Source organism: Thauera sp. WB-2 (genome assembly GCF_027594845.1).
GTDB lineage: Bacteria > Pseudomonadota > Gammaproteobacteria > Burkholderiales > Rhodocyclaceae > Thauera > Thauera mechernichensis.
Genome location: NZ_CP088935.1, coordinates 1,325,301 through 1,341,001, shown reverse-complemented (window position 1 = coordinate 1,341,001; position 15,701 = coordinate 1,325,301). Strand labels below are relative to the sequence as shown.

General features: G+C 65.9%; 11 protein-coding genes. 2 read left to right on the top strand and 9 right to left on the bottom strand.

Translation table 11 applies throughout. From position 1 onward, the window contains the following. Nucleotides 1-18: 18 nt before the first annotated feature. The 4 genes from dnaE to LQF09_RS06130 form a co-directional block, all read right to left on the bottom strand. A complete protein-coding gene (gene dnaE / locus LQF09_RS06145) occupies nt 19-3,546 on the bottom strand; it encodes a DNA polymerase III subunit alpha (RefSeq protein ID WP_270069453.1) in 3,528 nt (1,175 codons plus the stop codon). A 37-nt stretch (nt 3,547-3,583) separates the two neighbouring features. Continuing rightward, a complete protein-coding gene (locus LQF09_RS06140; RefSeq protein WP_270069452.1) occupies nt 3,584-4,558 on the bottom strand; it encodes a quinone oxidoreductase family protein in 975 nt (324 codons plus the stop codon). Between the two features lie 56 nt (nt 4,559-4,614). Next, a complete protein-coding gene (locus tag LQF09_RS06135) occupies nt 4,615-5,802 on the bottom strand; it encodes a phospholipase A (RefSeq protein WP_270069451.1) in 1,188 nt (395 codons plus the stop codon). Nucleotides 5,803-5,900: 98 nt separating this feature from the next. Further along, nucleotides 5,901-8,195, bottom strand: coding sequence for an NADP-dependent malic enzyme (locus LQF09_RS06130; protein WP_002931737.1), 2,295 nt, complete (start codon nt 8,193-8,195; stop codon nt 5,901-5,903). Between the two features lie 353 nt (nt 8,196-8,548). On the opposite strand from LQF09_RS06130, the gene LQF09_RS06125 reads away from it, so the two are divergent. Beyond that, nucleotides 8,549-9,328 (top strand): ParA family protein, encoded by a 780-nt coding sequence (locus LQF09_RS06125; RefSeq protein WP_270069450.1) that lies wholly within the window; start codon nt 8,549-8,551, stop codon nt 9,326-9,328. 52 nt (nt 9,329-9,380) lie between these two features. On the opposite strand, the gene alaS is transcribed toward LQF09_RS06125, so the two are convergent. The 3 genes from alaS to LQF09_RS06110 form a co-directional block, all read right to left on the bottom strand. Continuing rightward, on the bottom strand, nt 9,381-12,014 hold the full coding sequence (gene alaS, locus LQF09_RS06120; RefSeq protein WP_270069449.1) for an alanine--tRNA ligase: 2,634 nt from the start codon (nt 12,012-12,014) through the stop codon (nt 9,381-9,383). 62 nt (nt 12,015-12,076) lie between these two features. Then, nucleotides 12,077-12,490, bottom strand: coding sequence for a type II toxin-antitoxin system VapC family toxin (locus LQF09_RS06115; RefSeq protein WP_270069858.1), 414 nt, complete (start codon nt 12,488-12,490; stop codon nt 12,077-12,079). After that, complete coding sequence (locus tag LQF09_RS06110) at nt 12,480-12,731, bottom strand: ribbon-helix-helix protein, CopG family (RefSeq protein WP_002931721.1); 252 nt, start codon at nt 12,729-12,731, stop codon at nt 12,480-12,482. The genes LQF09_RS06115 and LQF09_RS06110 overlap by 11 nt, the downstream gene beginning before the upstream one ends. A 151-nt stretch (nt 12,732-12,882) precedes the next feature. On the opposite strand from LQF09_RS06110, the gene LQF09_RS06105 reads away from it, so the two are divergent. After that, the gene (locus LQF09_RS06105; RefSeq protein WP_270069448.1) at nt 12,883-13,434 is read left to right on the top strand and encodes a cob(I)yrinic acid a,c-diamide adenosyltransferase; all 552 of its coding nucleotides are present in this window, start codon (nt 12,883-12,885) and stop codon (nt 13,432-13,434) included. A 3-nt stretch (nt 13,435-13,437) separates the two neighbouring features. Here the strand turns inward: LQF09_RS06105 and dinB are convergent, their stop codons facing one another. Further along, complete coding sequence (dinB, locus tag LQF09_RS06100; RefSeq protein ID WP_002931716.1) at nt 13,438-14,532, bottom strand: DNA polymerase IV; 1,095 nt, start codon at nt 14,530-14,532, stop codon at nt 13,438-13,440. A 79-nt stretch (nt 14,533-14,611) separates the two neighbouring features. Next, nucleotides 14,612-15,697, bottom strand: a complete 1,086-nt coding sequence (aroG, locus tag LQF09_RS06095) for a 3-deoxy-7-phosphoheptulonate synthase AroG (protein WP_002931714.1) — start codon at nt 15,695-15,697, stop codon at nt 14,612-14,614. Between the last annotated feature and the right edge of the window lie 4 nt (nt 15,698-15,701).

The window sequence follows — 15,701 nt, the reverse complement described above, 5'->3', positions numbered from 1 at the left end:
ACAACGCGGTGGCAATGCTCACGCCGGGTAAACCACCTCGACGGCCTCGGGTGGCAGCCACTCGCGCAGACTCTCGAGCAAGGCGTCCTCGAGCCTGACGCGCCACGCCTCGCCCAAGGGCAGTTCGGCCTCGGCCGCAGCATTGCGGTAACGCACGCGAATCGGACAGCCGCCGTCACGGAAGGGCTCGAGCAGGGTCTGCAGTTTGCCCGCCGCAGCGAGGGGGCCTCCGCTCGCTGCGGCCTCGCCGTTGATGCGCAAAGCCAGCGCGCGCGCGAAGCGGCTGCGCGCCTCGCCAAGCGTGAGCAGGCGGTCGGCGTTGATGCGCAGCCCGCCGGAGAAGTCGTCGTTGCTCACCTTGGCCTCGACCACCAGCACCTCGTCGGTGACGATCTTGCCGCGGCTGGCCTCCAGAACCTCGGAGTACACCGTGACCTCGCGCGGCTGGGTGCCATCATCGAGCAGAATGAAGGCCATCTTGCCGCGGTTGCCAACCTTGGTGCGCTGCTCCATCACAACGCCGGCGAGCATGGTCAGGTCGCGCGAGGGCTCGAGCTGGGCCAGCGTGCGGCGGACGAAGCGACGCACCTCGGACTTGAAGGCATTGAATGGGTGGCCGGAGAGGAAGAAGCCGATCGCAAGCTTCTCCTCCTTGAGCCGCTCGCGCTCGGTCCAGGGGCGGATCCTGGCGAACTCGGGCGCCGCACCCGCAGCCTCCGGCATCAGGTCGAAAAGGCCTCCCTGCATGGCGTTGGCCGCCGCCTGCTCGGCAGCTTCCATCGCCAGTGCCACGGTGGCCATCAGCTGGGCGCGGTCCAGGCCCTGGTGGCCTGACAACGTGTCCATTGCGCCAGCGCGGATGAGCGCCTCGATGACGCGGCGGTTCACCATGCGGCGGTCGACGCGCTCGCAAAAATCGAACAGGTCGCGGAAAACACCCGCTTTCTCGCGCGCCGCGAGGATCGCCCGCACCGCTGGCTCACCCACGCCCTTCACCGCACCCAGGCCGTAGCGGATGGTCTTGCGGTCCACCGGCACGAAGCGGTAGTCGGATTCGTTCACGTCCGGCGGCAACACCGCGATGCCGTTGGCGACCGTATCCTCGTAGAAGATCTTGACGGTGTCGGTATTGTCCAGGTCGGACGACATCGTCGCCGCCATGAAGGCAGCGCAGTGGTGCGCCTTGAGCCAGGCAGTGTGGTAGGTGACGACCGCGTAGGCGGCGGTGTGCGACTTGTTGAAGCCGTACTCCGCGAACTTGGTCATCAGGTCGAAGAGTTGCTCGGCGAGCGCCGGGTCGTAGCCCTTGTGCTTGGCGCCCTCGGCAATGGTGGCGCGATGCTTGGCCATCTCATCGGCCTTCTTCTTGCCCATCGCGCGACGCAGCATGTCGGCGCCGCCCAGGGTGTAGCCGCCGATGATCTGCGAGATCTGCATCACCTGTTCCTGGTACACGATGACGCCGTAGGTCGGTTCCAGGCAGGCTTTCAGGTCGGGGTGGAAGTAGTCGATCTCCTGCTGGCCCTTCTTGCGCAGGATGAAGTCATCCACCATGCCCGAGCCGAGCGGACCGGGGCGGTAGAGCGCGAGCACCGCGATGATGTCCTCGAAGCGGTCGGGCGCGAGCTTCTTGAGCAGCTTCTTCATGCCGTCCGATTCGACCTGGAAGATCGCCGTGGTGTTGGCGTCCTTCAGGATCTGGTAGGCGGCGGGGTCCTCGAAGCCCAGGCTCATGAGGTCGGGGCGGTTCCCCGTCATGCGCTCGATGTACTCCAGCGCGAGCTCGATGATGGTGAGGTTGCGCAGGCCGAGGAAGTCGAACTTGACCAGGCCGACGGCTTCGACGTCGTCCTTGTCGAACTGGGAAACCGGCGTGGCGTCATCGCCGTCGGCGATGTAGAGCGGGCAGAAGTCGGTGAGCTTGCCTGGCGCGATCAGCACGCCGCCGGCGTGCATGCCGACGTTGCGGGACAGGCCCTCGAGCGGCTGCGCCAGGCCCCACAAGGTCTGGATGGCCTCGCCGTCGTTGCCGTCCTTCATCATCTCGCCGATCTGCGGCTCCATCTCGTAGGCTTTGTTCAGCGAGACGGGCTTGGCGCCCTCGATCGGGATCAGCTTGGACAGGCGGTCGCACAGGCCGTAGGGCAGGTCGAGCACACGGCCCACGTCACGCACCACCGCCTTCGATGCCATGGTGCCGAAGGTGGCGATCTGGCTGACTGCGTCCTTGCCGTAGCGCTCGCGCACGTACTCGATGACGCGGTAGCGGTTGTCCTGGCAGAAGTCGATGTCGAAGTCGGGCATCGACACCCGCTCCGGGTTCAGGAAGCGCTCGAACAGCAGCGCGTACTCGAGCGGGTCGAGGTCGGTGATGTCGAGCGAATAGGCCACCAGCGAACCCGCGCCCGAGCCGCGGCCCGGACCGACCGGCACGCCGTTCTTCTTGCCCCAGCGAATGAAGTCGGCAACGATCAGGAAGTAGCCCGGAAAACCCATCTGGATGATGGTGTCGGTCTCGAACTTGAGCCGCTCCTCATAGCGCGGACGCTGCTTCTCGCGTTCTTCGGGATGGGGGTAGAGCTGGGCGAGGCGCCGCTCGAGGCCGGCCTTGGCCTCGTGGACGAGAAAGTCGTCCAGCGTCATGCCCTCGGGGGTCGGGAACAGCGGCAGGAAGTTCTTGCCCAGCTGTACCGTGAGCGAGCAGCGGCGTGCGATCTCGACCGCGTTCTCGAGCGCCTCGGGGAGGTCGGCGAAGAGCTCGCACATTTCGGCCTGGCTCTTGAGGTACTGCTCCTCGGTGAAGTCGCGCGGCCTGCGCTTGTCGGCGAGCACATAGCCCTGGGCAATGCACACGCGCGCCTCGTGGGCGCGGAAGTCCTCGCGCTTGAGGAACTGCACCGGGTGGGTCGCCACCACCGGCAGTCCGAGCCGCCCGGCGATGTCCACCGCATGGCGTATGTATGCTTCGGTGCCGGGATGGCCGGCGCGCTGGACCTCGATGTAGAACGCACCCGGGAAGAGGCGGGCCCAGTCGGCCGCGAGTTGCTCGGCAAGGTCGCGGTTGCCGGCAGCGATGGCGGCGCCGATGTCGCCGCTCATCGCACCTGACAGGCACAACAGTTCGCTCGCTGCACCGCCCTCGAACCACGCACGACGCATCTCGGCACGGCCGCGGTGCTTGTTCTCCAGATAGGCGCGCGTCAGCAGCTCGCACAGCTGACCGTAGCCTGCACGGCTCTTGCAGATGAGCAGCACGCGCTGCGGCTTGTCGCGCTCGGCTTCGTTCTGGATCCAGGCATCTACGCCGATGATCGGCTTGATGCCCTTGCCACGCGCACCCTTGTAGAACTTGACCATGCCGAACAGGTTGGCAAGATCGGACATGCCGAGCGCCGGCATGCCATCGGCCGCGGCGACGGCGATCGCCTGGTCGAGCTGGACGATACCGTCGGTGATCGAGTATTCGGAGTGCAGGCGGAGGTGGACGAAGCGCGGAGCGCTGGGGGCGAGGCTCGACTCGCCCGGGGAACTGGCTGCGGAATTCATGGCGCCAATTCTACCCGACCCGCCCCCTCGCCCGTACTCAGGGCAGCAGCACCGTGGAACCGGTCGTTCTACGCCCTTCGAGCTCACGATGCGCCTGTGCGGCATCCTTGAGCGCAAAGCGCTGCATGATCTCGATCCGGACCTTGCCGCCGCGCACCACCTCGAACAGCGCTGCTGCACGCTCGAGCAGCTCCTCGCGCGTGGCGATGTAGTCGGGCAGACCGGGGCGGGTCACGAACACCGAGCCCGACTTGTGCAACAGCGCGCAGTCGAACGGCGCAACCGGCCCGGTGGCATTGCCATAGCTCACCATGGTACCGCGCCGCTGCAGGCAGGACACCGAGTCGAGGAAGGTGTCGCGTCCGACCGAGTCATAGACCACGGCCACGCCCCTACCCGCGGTCAGTTCGCGCACGCGCTCGGGAAAGCGCTCGCGCGCATAGACGATGACGTGGTCGCAACCAAGTGCCAGCGCGCGCGCCGCCTTGTCGTCATTGCCCACCGTGCCGATCACGGTGGCGCCGAGCAGCTTGGCCCACTGTACGAGGATCGAGCCCACGCCGCCCGCGGCCGCATGCACCAGGATCGTCTCGCCGGCCTTCAGCGGGTAGGTCGAATGCAGCAGGTAGTGTGCGGTGATCCCCTGCAGCATCATCGCCGCGCCCTGCTCGAAGGAGATGTCGTCGGGCAGCGGTACCAGGAAGCGCGCCGGGATGTTGCGCTGCTCGGAATAGGCATCGAGCGGGCCGTTGGTGTAGGCCACGCGGTCGCCTGCCTTCACCTCGGTAACGCCCTCGCCCACCGCCTCGACCACGCCCGCCGCCTCCATGCCCAGACCGGAGGGCAGCGCAAGCGGATAGAGCCCGCTGCGATGATAGGTATCGATGAAGTTGAGTCCAACCGCGTGGTGGCGCAGCCGCACCTCGCCCGCCGCCGGAGGCGGCAACACAACCGCCTCCCACTGCAGGACTTCGGGGCCGCCGGTGCGGTGAAAACGAATCGCGTGGCTCATGCGTGATCTCCTCTTTGTCGTTGCCCGCCCAGATGGGCGGCTCCTCATGGTGGCGCTCAGCGTACCAGCGAAATCCCCAGTCGGTACTGTGGGTCCTTCTTCTCGTCGTACTCGAGCAGGGTCTCGCCGTACCCTCTGTAGGCCTGCAGGTGCACGAATGCGCCCACACCGGAAAACACGCTGCGCCGGATGGGGTAGGACAGGTCGTACTGCGTACCGATCTTGCCGGCAGTCCCGCGCCGGACCAGTGCGGAGAACAGCAAGCCGTCATCGCGCCCGAGACGCAGTGCGAGCTCGCCATGGCCACGGTAGCGAGCGATATCCGGGTTGTCGTCACGATCGAGATAAGTCCACAGCTTTGGCGCCACACCGAGATAGGTGCGTCCGTCGGCAAACAGGTAACGCCCCTCGGCGCGCAGGAACAGGAGGTCGATACTGCGCGACGGCGTGTCCTCCTCGCCGTTCGACTCATGTTCGTAGCCGCCGGACAAGGTCAGCGCGAGGCGATCCTCGGCGTCTGTCGCTGCGACGCTGTAGAACAGCGTTGGCCGGAAGCTCGAGTCGCGAAAGGGCTTGGATTCGGACTGCAGATCCCACAAGGAGGTCTGTGTGAAGCCGAAGTACAGCCCTGTCGCCACCGGGATATTCTCGCCGACGATGCCCCGCTCGGCGAAGATGCGGTACTTGAAGCTGAACTGAAAACGCGCCGACACGGGGTCCCTGCCACCGACCAGGAAGTACATCGGCTCATGGAAGGCGAGGCCCGACGGCTCGACCGGCGGCGTGCCGGCAGCCATCCTGGCAACGGGCGCCATCTGCTCGAGTGCGCCCGCCGGCGAAAGCTCCGCTGAATCGGTGGCGGTCGTTGCGGCGGCGGCCAGCAGCAAACGCGCCTGCGGCTGGTCAGCCAGGGCCAGCGTGACCACGCCATTGACCTCCATCGGCCAGCGCGCAAAGTAGCGCCGCTGGCCCGCAGCCCCTGGAGCCGCGGCCATGGCCACGAGTTCGATCGCGACCTGGGGCGAGCCGCCGGGCAGCTCGATACGCGCCGGCAGTCGATCCGGCCACTGTGCCGAGCTACCCGCAGCGACGACGACGACCTCGAAGCGTTGGCCGGGAACGACTCGTGTGTCGGTCGCCGCGAGCAACCAATCGCCAGCCTGCACGGGTGCCGAGAAGGCAAGCAACAGCGCCGCCCCGACCACACAGAGCGGACGCGACAGAAGATCAGGCAATACAATCAAGACCGCATGCTCCCTTGAAACGATGTGGGGCAGCCGCTCGCGCGGCCACCCCATGTCATGGGCGACGCCTGCGCCCACATCAAAAGCACCCGCCCGAATCAAGCTCTGGCGTTGCGCGACTCCTTGGCATCCACTACGGCGAGCGCTGTCATGTTCACCAGCCGGCGCACGGTCGCCGACGGCGTCACGATGTGCACCGACTTCGCCGCCCCGAGCAGGATCGGCCCAACCGACACGCCATCGCCATTCGCCATCTTCATCAGGTTGAAGGAGATGTTGGCGGCGTCGAGGTTGGGCATCACCAGCAGGTTGGCTTCCCCCTTCAGGTCGGAGTCCGGGTGCAGCTTGTCGCGAATCTCTTCGGAGAGCGCGGCATCGCCGTGCATCTCGCCATCGACATTCAGGCCAGGCACGGTCGCACGCAGGATCTCGCAGGCTTCGCGCATCTTGCGTGCCGAGGCCGAGCCCGAGCTGCCAAAGTTGGAGTGCGACAGCAGCGCCACGCTCGGCTCGATGCCAAAACGGCTCAGCTCTTCAGCAGCCATGCGGGCAATCTCGGCCACCTCTGCGGCGCTCGGATTCTCATTGACGTAGGTATCGGTGATCGCCAGCATGCGCTTGGACAGCAGCAGCAGGTTCATCGCTGCGAACTGCTTGGCGCCCGGCGCGAGGCCAATGACGTCCTCCACCTGCTTGAGATGGTAATCGTAGGTACCGAAGGTGCCGCACACCATCGCGTCGGCGTCCCCGCGGCGCAGCAGCATGGCGCCGATCAGGGTGGTATCGCGGCGGATCTTGGCCTTGGCGAGGTCGGGCGTCACGCCGTCGCGCTTCATCAACCGGTAGTACTCGTTCCACAGTTCGCGGTAGCGCGGATCGGATTCCGGATTGACGATCTCGAAGTCGCGCTCGGGCCGGAGGTTGAGGCCGATCTTCTTGATGCGCATCTCGATGACCTCGGGACGGCCGATCAGGATCGGGCGCGCCAGGCCTTCGTCGAGCACCACGCGCACTGCGTGCAACACGCGCTCGTCCTCACCCTCGCAGTAGATCACGCGCTTTTGCTCGGGCGGCACGGCCTTGGCCGCCGAGAACACGGGCTTCATGACGATGCCGGACTGATAGACGAAGGCGTTGAGGCTGGTGACGTAGGCGTCGAAATCCTCGATCGGCTTGGTCGCCACGCCCGAGTCCATCGCCGCCCTCGCCACCGCGGGGGCGATCTTGACGATCAGGCGCGGATCGAAGGGCTTGGGGATGATGTACTCGGGGCCGAAGCTCAGCTCCTGGCCACCGTAGGCGCTGGCGACGATGTCGCTGGCCTCGGCTTCGGCCAGTTCGGCGATCGCCTTCACGCAGGCGAGCTTCATCTCCTCGTTGATCGTGGTCGCGCCCACATCCAGCGCACCACGGAAGATGAAGGGGAAGCACAGCACGTTATTGACCTGGTTCGGGAAGTCCGAACGGCCGGTAGCGACGATGCAGTCCGGACGCACGGCCTTGGCGTCGGCCGGCAGGATCTCGGGGTTCGGGTTGGCGAGCGCGAAGATCAGCGGCTGGTCGGCCATCTTCGCGACCATCTCGGGCTTGAGCACACCGGCGGTTGACAGGCCAAGGAAGACGTCGGCGCCGACGATCGCATCGCCCAGCGTGCGCGCATCGGTCGTCTGGGCGTAGCGCGCCTTGGTCGGCTCCATGTTGGCCTCGCGGCCCACGAAGATCACCCCCTTGGAGTCGCAGACGAAGATGTTCTCGCGCTTCAGACCGAGGCTGACCATCAGGTCGAGGCAGGCGATCGCCGCCGCGCCGGCACCCGAGCACACCAGCTTGACCTTGTCGATGTCCTTGCCGATGACCTTGAGGCCATTGAGCAGGCCCGCGGCAGAGATGATGGCGGTGCCGTGCTGGTCGTCATGGAAGACCGGGATCTTCATGCGCTCGCGCAGCTTCTGCTCGATATAGAAGCACTCGGGCGCCTTGATGTCCTCGAGATTGATACCGCCCAACGTGGGCTCGAGCGCGGCGATGATCTCGATCAGCTTGTCGGGATCGTTCTCTGCCAGTTCGATATCGAAGACGTCGATATTGGCGAACTTCTTGAACAGGCAGCCCTTGCCCTCCATGACCGGCTTCGAGGCCAGCGGCCCGATGTTGCCCAGGCCGAGCACCGCTGTACCGTTGGTGACCACCGCAACCAGATTGCCACGGCTGGTGAGTTCGAAGGCCTCCGCAGGATCGGCAACGATGGCGTCGCAGGCTGCCGCCACGCCGGGCGAATAGGCAAGCGCGAGGTCACGCTGGTTGGTGAGCCCCTTGGTGGGCACGACTGAAATCTTGCCGCGTGTCGGCGAGCGGTGATAGTCGAGTGCGGCGGCGATGAAATCCTGGTCCATGTTCTCCCCTCTGCGAGTCTTGAGGTATGTCGTGTCTGAAACGCGGGCGAGCACTTCGCCCGCGGGGCGACAGCGGACCGGGACGGTCGCGCTGCGTGGGCATCGTTCGGGATGTTCTCGGAAAAGCGGAATTGTTTTTGTGGCTGCGCGTCGAGCGGCGCAGGAACGACCTCGATTGACGTCGCGGAAGTTTAGCGCAGCCGCCCCCATTTGGCATCGCGCCGGACTGATCTGGCGCATCACGACGGCGATGGACACCGCCACACACCCCGCCAGCGGCCGTTTTTGGCAGAATGCGGGCTCCGGACGCGCCGCAGGCAGGGCGTGGCGCATACGAACAGGGGGAGAAAGGCATGCGGCGAGTGGTGTTCAATCAGAAGGGCGGAGTCGGCAAATCCACCATCACCTGCAACCTGGCGGCGATCAGCGCGCAACAGGGCAAGCGCACCCTCGTCGTGGACCTCGACCCGCAAGGCAACTCGACCCAATACCTCCTCGGCGCGAATGGCGAGGACCTCGAAGCCACACTGGCGGATTTCTTCGACCAGACGCTCAACTTCAAGCTCAACCCGCGCGGTACCGAGGACTTCATCGTCGCCACCCCTTTCGAGGGCCTGCACGTGATGCCCTCGCATCCGCAACTCGAGGAGCTGCAGTCCAAACTCGAGTCGCGCTACAAGATCTACAAGCTGCGCGATGCGCTCGAAGAGCTGGCAAAGGACTTCGACTGCGTCTACATCGACACGCCGCCCGCGCTCAACTTCTTCACCCGTTCGGCGCTGATCGCGGCCGACGCCTGCCTGATCCCCTTCGACTGCGACGAGTTTTCGCGCAAGGCCCTGTACTCGCTGCTCGAGAACGTGCAGGAGATCAAGTCCGACCACAACCGCAACCTGCAGGTCGAGGGCATCGTGGTCAACCAGTTCCAGCCGCGCGCCACCCTGCCGCAAAAGGTGGTGCAGGAACTCATCGATGAAGGTCTGCCCGTGTTGCAGCCCTACCTGTCGGCTTCGGTGAAGATCAAGGAATCGCACGAGCAGGCCAAACCGATGGTCCACCTCGATCCCAAGCACAAGCTGTCGCAAGAGTTCGTCGCCCTGCACGACACGCTGGCACGCAAGTACGGCGCATGACGTGTTGCACGGGCGGCGATGACGCTGCCCGTGCCTTACCGTGCGAAGCCGCTCAGAGCTTCGCCGCCACCCAGTCCTTCACCGCCGCCAGCGCCGCCGGCAGGTTCTCCGGCTGGGTGCCGCCGGCCTGGGCCATGTCGGGACGGCCGCCGCCCTTGCCGCCGACCTGCTGGGCGACAAAGTTGACCAGCTCGCCGGCCTTGACCTTGGCGGTCTGGTCGGCAGTGACACCGGCAATCAGGCTGACCTTGCCCTCGCCCACGCTCGCCAGCACGATCGCGGCCGACTTGAGCTTGTCCTTGAGCTTGTCCATGGTGTCGCGCAAGGTCGGCACGTCAGCGCCTTCGAGCATCGCGGCGAGCACCTTGAGGCCGCCAAGCTCCACCGCCTGGCTCACCAGCTCGTCACCCTGGCTGGCGGCAAGCTTGCCCTTGAGGCGGGCGAGTTCCTTCTCCAGCGCGCGTACGTTGTCGAGAATGCCGGCGACGCGCTCGGCGACCTCGTCGGGCTGGACCTTGAGCAGTGCGGACATGCCCTGCACACGACGCTCCTGCTCCTGGGTGTAGCGCAGCGCGTTCTCACCGGTGATCGCCTCCACACGGCGGATGCCGGCGGCGACGCCGCCCTCGCCGACGATCTTGAACAGGCCGATGTCGCCAGTACGCTCGACATGGGTCCCGCCACACAACTCCTTGGAGCTGCCGATCGACAGCACGCGCACCTCGTCGGCGTACTTCTCGCCGAACAGCATCATCGCGCCGGACTTCTGCGCTGCTTCCAGCGCCATCACCTCGGCGCGGGTGTCGGTGTTGGCGAGGACCTCACGGTTCACCAACTCCTCGACCTCACGGATCTCCTCGGCCGTCATCGGCGCAGTATGGGCGAAGTCGAAGCGGGTCTTGTCGGGGTCCACCAGCGAGCCCTTCTGCTGCACGTGGGCGCCGAGCACCTCGCGCAGGGCCTTGTGCATGATGTGGGTGACCGAATGGTTGCGCGCAGTGGCGGCTCGTGCGGCCACGTCCACCCGGGCGCTCACGCCCTGGCCCACCGACAGCCTGCCGGTGCGCACCACGCCGTGGTGGCCGAACACCGCGGCCTGGATCTTCTGCGTATCTTCCACACCGAAGATGCCTGCGCCGCCGCGCAGCTCGCCGCGGTCGCCGACCTGGCCGCCGGATTCGGCGTAGAACGGCGTGTGGTCGAGCACCACCACCCCCATCTCGCCCTCGAGCAGCTCATTGACCGGTGCGCCATCCTTGTACAGCGCGAGGATGTTGCCCTTCTCCTCCAGCAGCGTGTAGCCGTGGAAGGCGGTCTCGGGGCCGTCGTAGTCCAGGTTGGCCGCCATCTTGAACTTGCCTGCGGCACGCGCCTGCTCCTTCTGGCGTGCCATCGCGGCGTCGAAGGCGAGGGCATCGACGGTCACATCACGCTCTCGGCAGATGTCCGCGGTGAGGTCGAGCGGGAAGCCGTAGGTGTCGTGCAGCTTGAAAGCGGTGTTGCCGTCGAAGACCTTCTTGCCCGCGGCCTCCATCGCCGCGAGCTCGGCCTCGACGATCGCCATGCCGTTCTCGATGGTGGCGAAGAAGCGCTCTTCTTCCTGGCGCAGCACGTCCACGATGCGGCGCTCGCCGTCCTTGAGCTCGGGATAGGCGCTGCCCATCTCGCCGACGAGGTCTGGCACCATCTTGTGGAAGAAGGCGGCGCGCGCGCCAAGCTTGTAACCGTGGCGGATCGCACGGCGGATGATGCGACGCAGCACGTAGCCGCGACCTTCGTTGCCCGGGATCACGCCATCGGCGATCAGGAAGGAACAGGCACGGATGTGGTCGGCCAGCACCTTCAGCGACGGCGAGTCCATGTCGGCCGGTTTATTGGCAGATGAGGTTTCGCGGGCAGCGGCCTTGATCAACGCCTGGAACAGGTCGATCTCGTAGTTGGCGTGCACGCCCTGCAGCACCGCCGAGATGCGCTCCAGACCCATGCCGGTGTCCACCGAGGGCTTGGGCAGCGGATGCATCACGCCCTGCTCATCGCGGTTGAACTGCATGAACACGTTGTTCCAGATCTCGATGTAGCGGTCGCCGTCTTCCTCGGGCGATCCCGGGGGGCCGCCCCAGATGTGCTCGCCGTGGTCGTAGAAGATCTCGGTGCACGGACCGCAAGGCCCCGTATCGCCCATCATCCAGAAGTTGTCCGAGGCGTAGCGCGCGCCCTTGTTGTCGCCGATGCGGATCACGCGCTCGGCGGGCACGCCGACTTCCTTGGTCCAGATGTCGTAGGCCTCATCGTCCTCGGCATACACGGTGACCCAGAGCTTGTCCTTGGGCAGCTTGAAGACCTCGGTGAGCAGCTCCCAGGCGTACGAAATCGCATCGCGCTTGAAGTAGTCGCCGAAGCTGAAGTTGCCCAGCATCTCGAAAAAGGTGTGGTGGCGCGCGGTATAGCCGACGTTCTCGAGGTCGTTGTGCTTGCCGCCGGCGCGCACGCACTTCTGCGAGGTGGTGGCGCGCGTGTAGGCACGCTTGTCGAAGCCGAGGAACACATCCTTGAACTGGTTCATCCCGGCGTTGGTAAACAGCAGCGTCGGGTCTTCGTGTGGTACGAGCGAACTCGAGGCCACGATCTGGTGGCCCTTGGACTCGAAGAATTTGAGGAAGGCGTCGCGGATTTCAGCGGATTTCATGAAGGGTCCAGATATGAGAGAAGTTCAAGCCGTGTTCTTCGGTTGCGCGCGCGGGGCGCAATTCAATGCTTATTGTCGCGCAGCGGGTTGTTGAGCCAGGCGCCATCCGGCAGCCGGTAAACGTCGAAGTCGCTGTCGATCGACAGCACCTCGCGACAGCCACTCTGTGTGGAAAGCTGCACGACAGAGGCGTCTGCGAGATCCATCGGACGGTCACGGTACTTGTCCATCAGGGCGGCGATGGCGCCAACGCAACCTTGCTCCAGTTCGACGATCGCCAGCCCGCCGCGATCGATCCAGCTCAGCAGGCGCAACTGCGCGTCCACACTGTAGCGCAGCAGATGCATGACCTCGGTCAGCACGGGCCAGGTCGTCACCAGCGAAACCTCGTTGCCGCGCAGGAAGGACACGCATGCCTGATGGTGTCGGTCGGCCGGGTTGAACAATGCCAGCAGCGGACCCGCGTCAACGATCATGCTTCGCACGCAGCGACTCCGAGAGATAGTCCTTGCGGCGTTCGGCGAGGTCGCCCGGTCCTGCGTCGGGGCCTCCGAAAAGATCCTTACCGAGTTCATACGGTGTCTTGCGCGGCGCGACGCGGGCGAGATACTCCCGCAAGCTGGCCTTCACCAGTTCGCTCTTGCTGCGCCCGGTCTGCGCCGCAGCACGCGCGAGTTCGGACTCGAGTTCGGGGTCGAGACGGATCGACAGGGTCATCGTGTCGGCTCCTTGCCATTTTTGTAATACACAACGTATTGCATGCTACGTCCTCGCCCGGCAACAAGTCAATTTCAGCGCATGGCATGCAGGCGCAAGCGGCGCCTATAATTGACGCTTACGTCAACCAACCACGGGACACGAGCACACCATGGGTAACCGCCTCTCCAAGATCTACACCCGTACCGGCGACGCCGGCACCACCGGCCTGGGCGACGGCAAGCGCGTCTCCAAGAACAGCCTGCGCATCCATGCCCTGGGCGAGGTGGACGAGACCAACGCCATCATCGGCCTGCTACTGTGCGAGGAGCTTCCCGAGGAGGTGCGCGCCCTGCTCACCAACGTGCAGCACGACCTCTTCGATCTCGGCGGCGAGGTCTGCATCCCGGGCATGAGCATGATCACCGACAAGCAGGTGACCCACCTCGAAGAGGAGCTCGACCGCTTCAACGACGACCTCGAGCCGCTCAAGGACTTCATCCTGCCCGGTGGCACCCGCGCTGCGGCCTACGCCCACCACGCCCGCACCGTGTGCCGTCGCGCCGAACGCGCGCTGGTGGCGCTGGCACTGGAAGAAGCGGTCAATGACGCCCCGCGCCAGTACCTCAACCGCCTGTCTGATCTGCTGTTCGTGCTCGGCCGCGTGCTCAACCGCGCCGGCGGCCGCGGCGACGTGCTGTGGCAGAAGCGCAAGAACGCCTGACGTTCATCCGCCCGGCGCAGGGTCGAAAAGCGGGATCTGTGCCGGGCCAGGGTCCGCGGCCTCGGCCGCAAAACGCACGCCGACCCCGAGCAGGCGCACCGCCAGCGGGCTGCGGGCGTGAGCTTCGTCCAGCAGCCGCAGCCAAACGCCCTCATCGGGCGCACTACTGACGCACTCCGCCGTGGTGCGGCTGAAGTCGGCGAACCTCACCTTGACGAAGGCCTTGTGGACCGGAGGCCGGTCCTGTGCCCGCTCGAAGCGGCGGCGAAAGTCCTCCAGCAGCGCCAGCAACGCGCTCCGGCACGAGGCCAGATCGCGCAGGTCCGGCGTATAGGTGGTCTCCACCGACAGCGACTTGCGCACCCGGTCGGGCTGCACCGGGCGCTCGTCGATGCCCCGGCACAGCCGGTAGAGGCTGGCGCCAAAGCTGCCGAACTCACGGGTCAGCTCGGCCGCGCTCCAGGCCCGCAGCTCGCCACAGGTATTCACGCCAAGCCGGCTGAGCTTCTCCGCGGTGACCTTGCCAACGCCGAAGATCTTCTTCACCGGCAGCGCTGCAACGAACGCATCCACCTCTTCGGGCCGCACCACGAACTGCCCGTCGGGCTTATTCCAGTCACTCGCCACCTTGGCGATGAACTTGTTGGGCGCGATGCCCGCTGAGGCGGTAATACCGACCTCGGCATGGATGCGCGCCCGGATCTCCTGCGCCATCAGCGTGGCAGAGCCCCGGCAGCGCTCGACGCCACTCACATCCAGGTAGGCTTCGTCCAGCGACAGGGGCTCGACCAGCGGGGTGTAGTCGCGATAGATGGCGAGGATCTGGCGCGAGGCTGCGCGATAGCGCTCGAAATCCGGCGCCAGCAGGATGAGCTGGGGACAGCGTTGCAGCGCGCGCGCCGTCGGCATTGCCGAATGCACACCGAAGGCGCGCGCCTCGTAGTTGCAGGTGGCGATCACACCGCGCGTCTCGGCGCGCCCGCCAACGGCCACCGGCCGGCCGACGAGCGCGGGGTCGTCGCGCATCTCGATCGCGGCATAGAAGCAGTCGCAATCGCAATGGATGATCTTGCGCAGCCGCGGCTCAAGCAAGGCCATGGCCCCGACTCCGCCCGCTCACTGTAAACGTGTGCGCCCCGCTGACGGCAGGACGCGTCGTGCCGTCAGGAACCGAGGCTCACTCGAACTCGGCTGCGCGCTTGACGCGGCGCTGGCGCACCGCCTCGGCGAGGATATCGAGCACCTCGACACTATCCTCCCAGCCGATGCAGGCATCGGTGATGCTCTTGCCGTACTCGAGCGCCTTGCCCGGCACCAAGTCCTGGCGGCCTTCGTTGAGATGGGACTCGACCATCACGCCCATGATGCGATCGTCACCGGCCGCCATCTGCCCGGCCACGTCACGCGCAACCTCGATCTGCAGGCGGTGCTGCTTGCGGCTGTTGGCGTGGGAGAAATCGACCATCAGCTTGGAGCACACGCCGGCGCCGGCAAGCTCGCGCGAGGCAGCCTCGACACTGGCCGCATCGAAGTTGGGTTCCTTGCCGCCGCGCAGGATGGCGTGGCAGTCCTCGTTGCCGCGGGTCGACACGATGGCCGAGTGACCGGCCTTGGTTACCGACAGGAAGTGGTGCGGCGCCTGCGCGGCCTTGATCGCATCAACGGCGATGCGCAGGTTGCCATCGGTACCGTTCTTGAAGCCAACCGGACAGGACAGGCCGGAGGCAAGCTCGCGGTGCACCTGGCTCTCGGTCGTGCGCGCACCGATCGCGCCCCAGGAGATGAGGTCGCCGATGTACTGCGGCGTGATCATGTCAAGGAACTCGGTACCGGCGGGCAGGCCGAGCTCGTTGACCTCCCACAGCAGCTTGCGCGCCAGGCGCACGCCGTCGTTGATACGGAAGCTGTTGTCCAGCCCGGGGTCGTTGATCAGCCCCTTCCAGCCCACCGTGGTGCGCGGCTTCTCGAAATACACGCGCATCACCACCAGCAGGTCGTCCTTGAGGCGCTCGGCCTCGGTCTTGAGCCGGGTGGCGTACTCGATCGCGGCATCGGGATCGTGGATGGAGCACGGCCCGATCACCACCAGCAGGCGGTCATCCGCGCCGTAGAGAATGCGGTGGATGGCCTGGCGCGCCTCGTAAGCGACCTCTGCCGACTTCGGAGTGGCCGGAAACTCACGCAGCACGTGCGCGGGCGGCACAAGCTCCTTGATCTCCTGAATGCGGACGTCGTCGATGTGGATCTTCATGGAGGCGGACATTCGG

What these genes read in the sequence shown, in the direction of transcription:
- dnaE (WP_270069453.1), bottom strand. Translation starts at nt 3,546, where the DNA reads ATGAATTCCGCAGCCAGTTCCCCGGGCGAGTCGAGCCTCGCCCCCAGC.
- LQF09_RS06140 (WP_270069452.1), bottom strand. Translation starts at nt 4,558, where the DNA reads ATGAGCCACGCGATTCGTTTTCACCGCACCGGCGGCCCCGAAGTCCTG.
- LQF09_RS06130 (WP_002931737.1), bottom strand. Translation starts at nt 8,195, where the DNA reads ATGGACCAGGATTTCATCGCCGCCGCACTCGACTATCACCGCTCGCCG.
- LQF09_RS06125 (WP_270069450.1), top strand. Translation starts at nt 8,549, where the DNA reads ATGCGGCGAGTGGTGTTCAATCAGAAGGGCGGAGTCGGCAAATCCACC.
- alaS (WP_270069449.1), bottom strand. Translation starts at nt 12,014, where the DNA reads ATGAAATCCGCTGAAATCCGCGACGCCTTCCTCAAATTCTTCGAGTCC.
- LQF09_RS06115 (WP_270069858.1), bottom strand. Translation starts at nt 12,490, where the DNA reads ATGATCGTTGACGCGGGTCCGCTGCTGGCATTGTTCAACCCGGCCGAC.
- LQF09_RS06110 (WP_002931721.1), bottom strand. Translation starts at nt 12,731, where the DNA reads ATGACCCTGTCGATCCGTCTCGACCCCGAACTCGAGTCCGAACTCGCG.
- LQF09_RS06105 (WP_270069448.1), top strand. Translation starts at nt 12,883, where the DNA reads ATGGGTAACCGCCTCTCCAAGATCTACACCCGTACCGGCGACGCCGGC.
- dinB (WP_002931716.1), bottom strand. Translation starts at nt 14,532, where the DNA reads ATGGCCTTGCTTGAGCCGCGGCTGCGCAAGATCATCCATTGCGATTGC.
- aroG (WP_002931714.1), bottom strand. Translation starts at nt 15,697, where the DNA reads ATGTCCGCCTCCATGAAGATCCACATCGACGACGTCCGCATTCAGGAG.